The organism is Paenibacillus sp. FSL R5-0887 (genome assembly GCF_038002305.1).
Classification (GTDB): domain Bacteria; phylum Bacillota; class Bacilli; order Paenibacillales; family Paenibacillaceae; genus Paenibacillus_AQ; species Paenibacillus_AQ odorifer.
Map to the genome: position 1 here is coordinate 2,651,045 of NZ_JBBOCE010000002.1, position 13,760 is coordinate 2,664,804.

Here is a 13,760-nt window from a genome sequence, read left to right on the forward strand (position 1 = left end):
AACTTTTTGTGCCGGTTGTCGATACTAGAGTGTGAGAATGATGCTTTATGTACAACATTTAGTTGTCGAAGCACTGGATTAGGCAATAAAGTTGCATGTTCTACAACATTCATGGAGTAAAGTGCAATAAGCAAGAAGTCAGCTTCCTGACAGCATTATGACTTTTATTCTATATAAATGTTGGTAAACGCATAGCGCTCAAGTGTGATATTTGATACAATTATCAAGTTAATCAACTAGAAATGACCCGTCAAATGGCGGTTTGGGAGGATATAAATGAAAGAGCAACAAATACGCAGAGAAGACGTGGAGCTATTGGCACCCGCAGGTGATTGGGACTGCATGCGTGCAGCGGTAGCAAACGGAGCGGATGCTATCTTTTTTGGCGTAGAGAAGTTTAATGCACGGGCCAGAGCGAACAACTTTCGCATGGACGAGCTGTCGGAAATTATGGCGTTTTTGCATAGCTATGGTGTGAAGGGCTTTTTGACCTTTAATATACTGGTATTTGAAAATGAATTGTCTGATGCAAAAGAACTGATTGATGCGTGCGTGGATGCTGGCGTAGACGCAGTAATTGTACAAGATTTAGGTTTGGTCAAAATGATCCGCGAAATCTCACCGGATTTCCCGATTCACGGATCGACACAGATGACCATTACTTCGCCGGAAGCGGTCGAGTTTACTAAACCTTTCAGTTTGGAACGTGTGGTATTAGGTCGTGAGAACAATTTGAAACAAATTCGTACGATCGGAGAGCAAGCCCGCTTACCGATGGAAGTATTCGTACACGGTGCTTTGTGTGTTTCCTACTCAGGTCAATGTCTGACCTCTGAAATGTGGGGCGGACGTTCAGCCAACCGCGGTGAATGTGCTCAGGCTTGCCGCTTGCCTTATGATCTGATGGTGGATGGTGAGGTAAAACCTATGGGAGACGTAACTTATTTGCTTTCTCCTAAGGACCTTGCAGCAATTGATCTAATGCCCGAACTGATCGAGGCGGGTGTGACTTCTTTTAAAATCGAAGGCCGCCTCAAAAGCCCGGAATATGTAGCGAATGTAGTTAGTAAGTATCGTAAAGCGATTGATCGGTATTTTGAAGGCGATCTGTCCAAACCTTCGAAGGAGGAGGTGCGCGAGCTGCAACAAAGCTTCTCCCGCGGGTTTACACATGGTTTCCTGGATGGAACGAACAATAAGAAACTGGTAGACGGGACTTTTCCAAAAAGCCGTGGCGTATATTTGGGGACGGTTGAGCAAATTCTGCGTGACGGAGTGGTCTGCCGTATTCATGCACCGCTTAAGCGTGGGGACGGAATTGTTTTTGACGCTGGCGATCCGACGAAAAAAGAAGAAGGCGGTCGTGTCTACGACCTTCGTCGTAAAGGTGTGAAGCTGGAAGGCGAAGCCGGAGAAGGCTGGATCATTGACATCGTAGCCGGTCGTAATGATGTGGATCTTCGTCGTCTAAATGTCGGTGACCGCATTTGGAAGACAAATGACCCTGCGTTAGATAAGGCGCTGCGCCAGACTTATGAAACTGAAAAGCCGTACCGGGTATTTCCGGTACATGTTAGAGTGCAAGGCTGCGTCGGCGAGAAGCTGACGACTTGGTGGACGGACGTTCAGAAGAACGTTACCGTCCGTGTGGACTCGGAGCTCGCGCTGGAAGCCGCGCAAAAGCGTCCGATGGATACCGCGCTGCTGGAAGAACAATTCGGCCGCCTGGGCGGGACCGTGTTCCAGCTTGACGCGTTGGAGTCGCATCTGCAAGGCGACGTCATCGTCCCTATGCGCGAGCTGAACAGCATCCGCCGCCAAGCGGTGGAGCTGCTTGCGGGCGAGCGCCCGAAACCGCCCGTCTACGTGAAACGGGCGATCGAGGTTTACGGCGACGCCACCCGCAGGGGCGTCGCTCCGCAGCGCGCTGGTGAAGCGGAGCTCACCGCGCTGTGCCGCAGCCTGCCGCAGGTGCAGGCTGCGCTCGAGGCCGGCGTGAGAAACATCTACGCCGACTTCGAGTTTATCAAGCAGTTCCCGGCAGCGGTAGATGCGGTACGGGCTGCAGGGGCCAGCATAGCGCTGGCCACGCCGCGCATTCATATGCCGGGCGAGAACGGCTACCACGCGAATATTCTTCGCTTGCAGCCGGATGCTGTGCTCGTGCGTAATACAGGCGCGTTATATTATTATCTGCGCCGCCGCCAGGAGCAGCCGGATGCTGTGCATCCACGCCTGATCGGTGATTTCTCACTGAATATCGCCAATCATAAAGCAGTGGATTTGTTCCTTGAGGCTGGCTGTGACATAGTAACGCCATCCTATGACTTGAACATTCAACAGATGGTCGATCTGCTTGAACACAGTGATACGTCCCGGATGGAGGTTGTTATTCATCAGCATTTGCCGATGTTCCATACTGAACACTGCGTGTACTGTACCTTTATGAGTGAAGGCACAGACTATACGAACTGTGGTCGTCCTTGTGAAGAGCACCGTGCTTCTTTGCAAGACCGTATTGGAATGTCACATCCAGTTCGTGTGGATGAAGGCTGCCGTAATACCGTCTATAACGCTGTTGAGCAGTCTGGTGCGGAGTATCTGAATAATTTCCGTGAACTAGGAGTATCTTCATACCGTGTGGAGTTCTTGGAAGAGACGCCAGAGCAAGTGGCTGAGGTAATCAGCCTCTACAGCCGCGCTCTGCGTGGTGAAATCTCTGGTACACAGGTATGGAAGAGCCTAAAGGCTACTAACCAACTTGGTGTAACGCGTGGGCAATTGGTGAACGCGAAGTAATAAGAGTTAAGAGTTGAAGAATAAGGGCTAAGTAACTACCAGGTTGATGCTGGTATTGCTTAGCCCTTTTTTTAGAATTGATCTCGTCCTCATCCTAATTTGCATATACTAAATAATATATCATGAGGGTCAGCAAAGTGTTTATTCTAGCAGTAAATGATTTTATAATTCCTTCTCTCTTATTTCAATGGAATAGATATACAAATATAACAAACACTCTGACATAAATCTGCTATAACTGCTATAATTGAAGGAAATATGCCATTTTACATACTGAGTATTTAGAATGGAAGAGTATCTGACAGAAGGAGTTAATGTGATGAAGATCCGTAAAGCCATTATACCCGCCGCAGGTCTTGGTACCCGTTTTTTGCCTGCGACCAAAGCAATGCCTAAAGAAATGCTCCCGATTGTAGATAAACCGACGATCCAATATATTGTTGAAGAGGCTGTTGCTTCTGGGATCGAGGATATTATTATTGTAACAGGGAAAGGTAAACGTGCGATTGAAGATCACTTTGATAACTCTTTTGAACTGGAATTTAACTTAGCAGAGAAGCAGAAGTGGGAGCTGCTTGAATCCGTTCGTAAATCTTCCGAAATGGCAGATATCCACTACATTCGTCAAAAAGAACCAAGAGGTCTCGGACATGCAATTTGGTGTGCACGTAAATTCATAGGAAACGAACCGTTTGCTGTCCTGCTAGGCGATGATATTGTTGAAGCGAATAAACCTTGTCTCAAACAGATGATAGATGTTTATGACGAGTATAAATCTTCTATCGTGGGTGTTCAGCCTGTTCCATGGGAAGAAGTATCACGGTATGGTGTTGTAGATGCTTCGCCTTTGGCAGAACGGGTATATAAAGCTAATCGTCTAGTAGAAAAGCCAAAGAGAGAAGAGGCTCCTTCTAATCTAGCAATTTTAGGACGATACATCTTAACCCCACGTATCTTTGATATGCTAGGTGAGCAGCAGGTAGGTGTAGGTGGAGAGATCCAACTTACTGATGCGATAGCACGTCTAAGCGAGGTTGAACGAATTATTGCCTATGACTTTGAAGGTAAACGTCATGATGTTGGTGAGAAAATGGGCTTTATCCAGACCACCATTCATTATGCACTTCAACACGAGGAGCTTAAAGATGACTTGCTTCGTTATATGAAAGAGCTTGTTGAGAGTGAAGCGGCTAAGACCGGGCTATAAGTAAATCTCGTATAATCGAAAAAAAAGCGCGCCACGGTTATTACAGTGGCGCGCTTTTATGGTTTCTTTCTTTTTTAAAATTGTGAATTTGTAATGGCCTCAACTTGTGCTGCTTCCGCAGGGTCAGCTGCAATCAGCGAACCGTATAGTGCCTGATCCTCGCCACCAGTTTTCGCCAGTGCAGCTAGGTACCAACGAGCAATCTCTCGATTAGTTGCATCTGCGAAATCTTGGCTTAAAGCTGTTTTTAAGATGGAGGAGGCAATTTGTATCTTTCCAGACATATACTGCATCTTTCCTACCTTCAGTGTTACATCCGGATTAAATGTCTTCGAAGGATCATTATCCGCAAGTACATGATCGTAGGCCAAAAGCCCAATGACAAAACCAGCTTTCATATTGTCTATTCTATCTGGATTATCTTGTTGTGCATAAGCTGTCTGCCCCAAATCAAATGAACGGCTGATGAGTGAACTGTACCAATTTATATCCCATGGAGTTTCACTGTTCATGATATCCGTGTAATTAGCATCTGAATTAAGCTTGAGGGTGGTCTTCGCTGCATCCTCTTGTCTGGATAAAAGCTGCATTTTGCCAACGTTCAAAGCGATAGTTGGCGTTACTGAGAAAGGACGCCCTTGCAGTTGTTCTGGTGGAAGAGTCTTCAGATGATCTATTCCAGCAAGAACGTGATTATATGCTTCTTGCGCTTCATTGAAATACTCTTGTTTCTTTGTCTCATCCTTTTGATTAAGTGCTTGCTGACCTAAGGCAAAGGAACGGCTGATTATTGCATCATACCAATCGATATCCCAGTTGAACTTATCTGCGTTGTCACGGTAAATACCCAAGGCGATGTCGCTTTGACCTTTCAGATCGTAGTAGCTCACTAATTGGAGCAGAAGATTTTTGTTGTATGGCTCATCTTTGAGTGCACGAGTTAAAACATTGTAAGATTCGTCAAGGAACTGTTCCTCTTGGGTCTGGCTAAATACCTGCTGATCTAAGGCTGAAAGATAAATTGTCGATTCTGGATGGCTTGGACGTTTGTTCAAAGTCTCTATCAAGGGAGCTCTAAGCTCTTCGTAAGAATTGCTATAACTCCTCAATTGTTTAGCTTTCAAAGCGGAGTTACTGGAGCCAATATAGCTAATTGATAAGAACACTAGGAACAAGGTTCCTAAAGAAAGCACAGCGAGGTATCCAAAACGGATGCCCGCTTTATTCCAATTTTTCCGTAGTGGCTTGCTATCCATAACAGCTGCCATTCCAGCAAGACCAATAAAAACTAGTATGCCCATAAAGGCATAACTCATATTGAAATCAAGTAGACTGTGCACAAGAATAGATAGAGCAATAATTAAATAGAAGAAACCATTCTCGAATTCATTCTTATCCCGTTTTACATATCCACGAATATATTTATAGAAGATATACAGAATGAAGCTCATAAATATTATAAATCCAACAATACCTACTTCAATGAGAAATTGTAAGAAGAAGTTATGCACCTGCCGGCTTGTATAAGGATTATTCTGATAATGCTCATAGAGTGATGCCCAGCCTCCTCCACCAGCACCGAGGATCGGATAATCCTTAACCACCTTCAAGGCATCCTTATAAAAAGTAATCCGCTCGAGTACGCTATGTTGTTGGAAGTTGATGTTCTCTAGGCGAGTCTCCATATTGTCGGGTAAGATGCTTTTTGCACTCGTACCGATAAGCAAGAAAGCTACAATAGCAACTAGAGCGACAGATCCGAGCGGAATCCAAAGACCTGTCCGTTTACGTGACGACCAATTCTCTAGTTTTGCATACAACCATGGAGCGACAAAACGCTGAATGACCCAAGAAAGGCCAGCCACAACTATTGAGGCTCCTAATAGATACGTCCAACCTTTTAAAGCTGAAGAAGAAGTGAAATTAGCATTTAACTCTATTCCTAGGTTAGTAACGGGTGTCGTAATGAGCAAAGCTACAATACCAGCAACTCCTAGATGCAGAATCCAAAGAATTTGCTGTGCAGGTTTTAGGAATAGAAGTAGGAGTATGAATACTACAGGTAGCAGGACTAAGCCGCCACGAGATAAGGTTAACAAGATCGACACAATGATGGGAACTAACATAAAGCCATGAGTTAACGATCCATACCAATTTTTAGAGCGAATAAGCGCGAATATTGCTACAAATAGAAAGGCCATCAAGAAGGCAGCGTACGTGTTTGCGTACTGAAAGATCGAAGTCAGACGAAGTCCGTTAGAGTCAGTCATAACAGCATCTAAATAGACATCATTTCGGACGGTGTTTGAGAACCAACCTATAAGATTTCCTGCTAATTTACTACTGCCTAGCCAATTTAAAAGTCCAAAACCCACTATAAAATAGGCAATCGCTAATATAGCATTTTGAATGACAACATTTACTTGCTTTTGCTTCATGAGATAAAAGGCTATAATGAAAACTGCGGCATATGTACACTGAATGAACAGCATATTCATCGCCGTATAATGCGAAACTGCGACAAACAGTGACAGAGCATAGGTCACAGGGAGCAATAATGCTGCCCAAGCCACTAAATCACTCTGCTCTTCAAGCTTGAATTTTTTGTAGTACAAGCCAACACAGGCCAGCAGCATCAGAGCGCTTAATAGTGCGGACAAATATATTGGCTTCTCGTAATCTACTAGCGATCCATTAAACAATCCCACTTGAAATGGGGTCCAACACAAAAATAGAATAAAACCAACAACTAATGCCCATATCGGACTTGCTATCTTTTCAACATTTCTCGACTGAGCGGCGTTTTTACCGTATACTGGTTTCGACACGTTATAATCTCCTTTTCCTGTAGGTACGACAATATTTTAGCATAAGTGTATACATACTAAAAGGAGCTTAAATCTAGATGAAATAAAGGAGACAGAGAATTGTTTAAACTATCAGTATCAGAGGCATTAATATCTAGGAACAAACTAATATATAATTTAGCCAAAAACGATTTCAAGAAAAAATTCAAAGGATCTTATTTTGGAATTTTTTGGGCATTTGCTAATCCTTTGATTACAATCTTACTTTATTGGTTTGTTTTCCAAATTGGTTTTAGATCAGGTGTAACAACTAGTGGAGCTCCCTTTGTCGTTTGGTTAATTTGTGGAATGATTCCTTGGTTCTTTTTTGCGGAGGCGTTTGCTAACGCTACCTTAAGTTTTGCAGAATATAGTTTTTTAGTGAAAAAAGTAGTATTTAAAATCAGTATTCTACCTATAGTTAAAATAGTTTCTTCATTTTTCATTCATTTATTCTTTCTTCTCTTTTTGTTTTTGATATTGATTATTTACGGGATTTATCCGGATATTTATTGGTTTCAGGTTATCTATTATATAGTAGGTATGGTGGTCCTATTAGTTGGTGCTAGTTTTATTACATCTTCTATTGTCCCGTTCTTTAAAGATATGAATCAAATAGTCTCTATAATTGTGCAAATTGGATTTTGGCTGACTCCAATTGTTTGGTCTTTAGATATAGCTCCATCTAAATATCAATTCTTATTTAAACTAAATCCGTTTTATTACATCGCTGAGGGCTATAGGGACAGTTTTCTTAATGAAGTCTGGTTCTGGGAAAAACCATTTGAGACCATGTATTTTTGGATTGTTGCTTTTGCAATTTTATTGATAGGCGGACTGCTATACAAAAAATTGAAACCTCACTTTGCTGATGTTTTATAGAGTTAAGGAGATTGAATATGGGGAACGTAATTGAAATAAATAACTTAACAAAGATATATAGATTATATAAGAACCCTGTGGATCGTTTGAAAGAATCTTTAAATTTGTTTGGAAAGAATTATCATAAAGATTTTTTTGCATTGAATGGGATGACCTTACATGTAAAAAGAGGCGAGTCGTTGGGCATCATAGGAAAGAATGGATCTGGAAAATCCACATTACTTAAAATAATGACAGGGGTCTTGTCGCCTACTTCAGGTAGTGTTGTGGTTGATGGCAGAATATCTGCCCTACTTGAATTAGGTGCAGGATTTAATCCCGATTTTTCTGGCTTGGAAAATGTTTATTTGAATGGAACAATGATGGGTATGAGCAAAGAAGATGTTGACAAAAAACTAGATGATATTATTCAATTTGCTGATATTGGAGATTTTATACATCAACCGGTTAAGACTTATTCAAGTGGCATGTTCGTGAGACTAGCTTTTGCAGTGGCAATTAATGTAGAACCTGAAATATTAATCGTAGATGAAGCTTTATCAGTGGGAGATATTTTCTTCCAAGCAAAATGTTTCAAGAAATTTGATGAGTTCAAATCCTTAGGCAAAACAATAATATTTGTTACTCATGATATGAGCAGTGTTATGAAATATTGTGACAGAGTTATTGTAATGAACGAGGGAGTTATTGTTGACGAAGGTGCTCCTGGCAAAATGATAGATATATATAAGAAAATCTTAGTTAATCAGTTTGCTGTCAAAGAGGAATCGAATGTCATAAACCATGATTCTACTACTGAGTGGAAAATAGGGATTAATATCAATCCCTCTTTTAGTGATTATGGAAACAAAAAAGCTGAGATCATTGATTTTGGGGTTTTTGATCATGCTAAGGATCTAACTAACGTTATTATGAAAGGAAAAGAATTTAAACTTAAAATAAAAGTACGCTTTAATGAAGATATATTAGATCCCATTTTTGCCTTTAGTGTAAAAGATGTACGTGGTACTGAAATAACTGGAACAAATACAATGCTTGAAATGATTAACACAGGCTCAATTAAGAAAGGCGAAATATTCACAGTAGAATTCACACAAACTAATGCTCTTCAAGGAGGGGATTATTTGATTTCATTTGGGTGTACTGGATATGAGCAAAATGATTTTGTAGTGTATCATAGATTATATGATATTTTTAATATTCATGTAATTGCAGATAAAAATAGTGTTGGTTTTTTTGATCTTAATTCGGATGTGAAAGTCATGGGCGATGAGAGGTTTGAAACAAATGGATAAATCTGAAGATAAGAGACTTAATTATTCGTTCTATAACGGAGTGGATTTGTATTCAGATGGTGAAATAGAGGACGAAATGCTTGAAATAGCAAAGAACAATAATGATTTCGAATCTGTTATAGCAGGCGATAATCGATGGCCTATACTGTATCATTTTTCAAATAAAAGGCATAATTTATTGGAATGGTATCCGTTTGATAAAGAAGCAGAAGTTTTAGAAATCGGTGCGGGTTGCGGCGCTATTACAGGTGTTCTGTGCAATAAATGTAAGCATGTGACTTCAGTGGAATTGTCTCAAAAGAGATCGTTAATAAACTACTACCGAAATAGGGACAAAGAAAACTTAGAGATTATCGTAGGTAATCTGAATGACATTCAATTTGACAAAAAATTCGACTACATAACGCTTATCGGCGTGTTAGAATATGCTGCAATGTATACTTCTAGCGAATCTCCTTATGAGGATTTTTTGAAAACAATTAAAACACATCTTAAACCGAGTGGAGTATTGGTGACAGCAATCGAAAACAAATTCGGTTTGAAGTATTGGGCTGGTAGTAAAGAAGATCATACGGGTTCTATGTTTGATGGGTTGGAGAATTATCCATCTAACCAAAAAGTCTCCACATTCTCTAAGCTTGAATTAACGAAGCATCTGGTAAACGCAGGATTTTCAGAAAATGAATTCTACTATCCTTATCCTGATTATAAATTACCTAATTCAATTTACTCAGATGATCGATTACCTAGAGTTGGGGAACTGAATAATAATATTAATAACTATGATCAATCTAGAACGATCCTCTTTAATGAGCAATCAGTTTATAATAATATTTTATTCAGTGAAGGTGAATACCCCTTTTTCTCTAACTCGTTTTTGGTTTTTTCAAAATAAAGAATTTATTATTCATTTTAGGGAGTGGGATTTTTTTGAAAATACTATATGCAAGATATAGTAGAGAAAGACATCCTCATTTTCAAATGAAAACCGTTATATATGAAGAAAACGGTATAAAGAAAGTGATGAAGCAAGCAATTAATCCTTCTGGTTCAGCCCATGTCCGGAGAATTTTACAAAACTATGAGGATTTAAAGATTCATTATAAAGAGGATGTCCTATTAGAGTCGATTTTTACGGGTGATACATTAATATTTGAATATATCGAGGAAGTCAGCCTAGACCAACTTATATTAGAAGCAGCCTTGACAAAAAATAAAAAAAAATTTTTTTCCTATATAAATTTGTACAAAAAATTCATATATGAAGTGGCAAAAAACAACTATTGTGAATTTAGTAATACTGATGAATTTATTGCTTTTTTTGAAAAAAAATACCCGCTAGACGGTTTGAAAAGTTTTGTTCTTCCAAATATTGATTTGAATTTCGATAATATTTTTGGAGTGAATGATAATTTGAAAGTACTAGATTATGAATGGGTACTACCTTTTCCGGTTCCTGTTGAGTTTGTAGTTTTTAGAGCAGTTAATACTTTCTACTATGCTCATTATTCGACGATGAATAGCTTCGTTGATATCGATGAGTTATTTGAACTGTTCGATATACCATCTGAGCGAATACAACACTATATCGATATGTCAATCCGCTTTGCTAATTTTGTAGGAACAAACCAAGCTACCCAAGAGCAGATTAAATATCTAAAAAAATCTATCCCGTTCAAGTATAAAGAACCGGAAATTATTTCGTCTCAGATGTTTATTAGTGATTTTGATAAGGGTAGTTTTACAGAGGAAAACAGTACAAAGGTAGAAATTAATCCTGATACTGATACACTTCAGTTTTCAGTGAATTATAAAGCTAACCGTTTTAGATTTGATCCTGCAGATAAAAAATGTATCCTTTTGTTAAACAGCATAACTGTGTACGATGAAAGTAATAATGCCTTTATAGTAAACGAGATAAGTTCTAATGCGATCCTATCAACTAATTCCACATATTTATTCGTAACGGACGACCCTCAATTATATTTTGAAATAGAATCAAGTCTTATAGCGTCGAAGATTGTTATCTCTTTAAGATACGTTCACTTTTTCGAGGATGAGTTTTTTCATGAATTAGGTAAGTCTTACGTAGAACTAATGAATAACAATGTTTTCCTTACAAATTCGATAGAACAAAATAGAAATATATTTGATCAAAAAGCTTTGATTTATCAGTCTGAAATAGAAGAAAAAAAACTTTTATTACAGGAGTATCAGAATACAAATGTTAAACTTAAAGATGAAATGAAAGGTCTCCAATATAAACTATCGGAACAATTAGATATTAATGAAAGTCTTTCTAACGAGAAATCACATTTTCTATCTTTAATTGAGAATCTTCAAACTGAGCTCATAGCTAAGGAACAGTTTATCAATAGCATTAAAAATACTTATTGGTGGAAAGCAACCCGAAAAATAAAAGGTTTTATAGAGAAAATAAAAAGTGGACTGAAAGGAAAGAAAAAATGAAAAGAATATTAAATGTATCTTCTTTATTTGGTGTCGAGCAGACTACGACATCTACCGAAATATATGAATGGAATAGCCTTAACAATGACCCACAAATGTATTTCAGCGAAGCTTTTCCCAAAGGAATTTATAAATTCATGTGGCAGGGGGTCTCCAGAGACACAAGGTATTTACGCCTTTATATAAACTATGGGGAAGGTTTCAGTCAAGATAATTCAATACTTTTAGGTTCTTTGAATGAGAAAGAGAATGAACACTTTAAGATTGTTAAATTTGATCGAGAAGTAAAGGATCTAAGACTAGATCCAGGAGATATGCAAGGTCTATTTAAATTGGGTCAAATGAGTATTGAGAAAATTTCGTCTGTATCCTATATAAGAATAGCTTTGGAAAAGTACTCCAATTTATACGGTAAAGAAAGTCTGTTTAAATTAGCACAGAAGGGGTATCGAAAATGGCGACAACATGGATTCAAATGGGTTATTGCCAGAGCAGAAGCTCTATTAATTAATCATTCTTCAGATGCGGAAATACAACATAGTTATACCTCTTATAAATACGTTGATCAAGATGTGATCGTAGACCCAAATCTACCAAACGATATTCTTTATACATTTGTTATACCATATCATAGTGGGAATATTGAATTTTTAAATAATTGTCTAGAGTCTATAGCAAGGCAATCATATAAAAAATATGAAGTGATTGTTATAGGGAACAATTTCAATGGATTTAATAGAAGCGTTATTGATTATGATATTAAACTTAATGAAACTAAAAGTGATAATTTGGTAGAACACATTAGTTCAGCTATTCCTAGTATTTCTGGTGATTATGTGTTCATTCTTGAAGAAGAAGATTTCATATCAACTAATACTCTTTATTACGTTTCACAAGCAATTAAGGAAATGAATAGCGATTTACTTTACATTGATGAGGATCGTTTTATCGGAGAGGAACACTTCGCACCTTTCTTTAAAAAAGAGTATATTTTTAATGATATTAAGAATAAAAGTGAATTCATTGGACCTGTAATTGTAAAATCTAGTATTTTGAAAGAAATCTGTAGTGCAAGTGTCTTTAGCGAATTAAAGGATAAACTAATTAATGAAAGTGAAATTATTACTCATATACCGCAGGTTTTATATCACAAAAGAGCTAGTGTCTCGCAATGGAAGGAGGAACAAGGAAAGGAAAAGATTAAAATCATTCCGTTCTACCTTCCTCAATATCATGAAATACCGGAAAATAATGAGTGGTGGGGTGAAGGGTTTACTGAGTGGACGAACGTTAAAAAGGCTAATCCCTTATATGAAGGACATTACCAACCACATATTCCTGCCGATCTAGGATATTATAATTTGGTTGAGGATGAGGATATCAAAAATCGTCAAATAGAATTAGCTCAAAAATATAACATCTTTGGTTTTTGCTACTATTATTATTGGTTTAATGGAAAGAGATTATTAGAGAAACCATTGAATGATCTATTGGCTAATAAAGATCTCGATTTTCCGTTCTGCATATGTTGGGCAAACGAAAGTTGGTCTAGACGTTGGGATGGTCAAGAAAAAGAACTTCTAATGCAACAAGTTCATGATGAAGATTCTGATAAAAGGTTTATTGAAGAGATTATCCCAATGCTAAAAGATAAGAGGTACATTTGTATAGAGGATGGAGTGCCAATAATCTTAATCTATAGAGCTGAACTATTTCCGAATTTAAAAAATACAATAAAATTCTGGAAAGAAAAGTGTGAGGAAAATGGGATAAAGGATTTACATGTATGTATGGTCCAATCTTTCGGGCAACAGGATCCTGAAGTTCATGGATGCGATTCTGCAGTTGAGTTTCCACCACATGGAATCTATGCTAGTGAGATTTCTAAGCAAATCGAGGGCTTAAATCCTGACTTTGACGGAAATATCTATAATTATAAAGAAGTTGTCGAACGTACATTGCAAAAAAATAATTTGAGTAACTACACTTGGTTCCGTGGAGCAATGTTAAGCTGGGATAATACAGCAAGAAGAAAAACTTCATCGAATATATTCTATGAGGCTTCCCCTACAGAATATGAAAAATGGATGATAGGTTTAGTAGACTATACCAGAAGGTTCAATAGTGCCAAGAGCCAAGTTATTTTTGTTAATGCTTGGAATGAATGGGCGGAGGGAACACATCTAGAACCTGATGAAAAATATGGACACGATTACCTCGAAGCTACACAGAGAGCGGTAAATGTGCGTTAATAAAATAGGA

At 38.5% G+C, this 13,760-nt stretch carries 8 protein-coding genes; 7 read left to right on the forward strand and 1 reads right to left on the reverse strand.

Annotation, left to right across the window (positions count from 1 at the left end; translation table 11 throughout):
* Nucleotides 1-276: 276 nt before the first annotated feature.
* Nucleotides 277-2,799 (forward strand): U32 family peptidase, encoded by a 2,523-nt coding sequence (locus MKY14_RS29475; RefSeq protein WP_340977985.1) that lies wholly within the window; start codon nt 277-279, stop codon nt 2,797-2,799.
* Between the two features lie 319 nt (nt 2,800-3,118).
* The gene (galU, locus tag MKY14_RS29480; RefSeq protein ID WP_076182190.1) at nt 3,119-4,006 is read left to right on the forward strand and encodes a UTP--glucose-1-phosphate uridylyltransferase GalU; all 888 of its coding nucleotides are present in this window, start codon (nt 3,119-3,121) and stop codon (nt 4,004-4,006) included.
* 74 nt (nt 4,007-4,080) lie between these two features.
* Here galU and MKY14_RS29485 read toward each other — a convergent pair whose 3' ends face one another.
* Nucleotides 4,081-6,834, reverse strand: coding sequence for an O-antigen ligase family protein (locus MKY14_RS29485; protein ID WP_340977987.1), 2,754 nt, complete (start codon nt 6,832-6,834; stop codon nt 4,081-4,083).
* Nucleotides 6,835-6,933: 99 nt separating this feature from the next.
* Between MKY14_RS29485 and MKY14_RS29490 the strand changes: the two genes are divergently transcribed.
* Genes MKY14_RS29490 through MKY14_RS29510 form a run of 5 tightly spaced genes read left to right on the forward strand, consistent with a single transcriptional unit; the run spans nt 6,934 to nt 13,750 of the window.
* Nucleotides 6,934-7,734, forward strand: a complete 801-nt coding sequence (locus MKY14_RS29490; RefSeq protein ID WP_340977989.1) for an ABC transporter permease — start codon at nt 6,934-6,936, stop codon at nt 7,732-7,734.
* 17 nt (nt 7,735-7,751) lie between these two features.
* Nucleotides 7,752-9,029, forward strand: a complete 1,278-nt coding sequence (locus tag MKY14_RS29495) for an ABC transporter ATP-binding protein (protein ID WP_340977991.1) — start codon at nt 7,752-7,754, stop codon at nt 9,027-9,029.
* Nucleotides 9,022-9,924: a class I SAM-dependent methyltransferase gene (locus MKY14_RS29500; RefSeq protein WP_340977993.1), complete on the forward strand. Its 903-nt coding sequence runs from the start codon at nt 9,022-9,024 to the stop codon at nt 9,922-9,924. Before MKY14_RS29495 ends, MKY14_RS29500 begins: the two co-directional genes overlap by 8 nt.
* Nucleotides 9,925-9,959: 35 nt before the next feature.
* Nucleotides 9,960-11,498 carry a hypothetical protein gene (locus MKY14_RS29505; protein ID WP_340977995.1) on the forward strand — a complete coding sequence of 513 codons (1,539 nt, stop codon included), beginning with the start codon at nt 9,960-9,962 and terminating at the stop codon, nt 11,496-11,498.
* Nucleotides 11,495-13,750 (forward strand): glycoside hydrolase family 99-like domain-containing protein, encoded by a 2,256-nt coding sequence (locus MKY14_RS29510; protein ID WP_340977996.1) that lies wholly within the window; start codon nt 11,495-11,497, stop codon nt 13,748-13,750. Before MKY14_RS29505 ends, MKY14_RS29510 begins: the two co-directional genes overlap by 4 nt.
* Nucleotides 13,751-13,760: the final 10 nt, after the last annotated feature.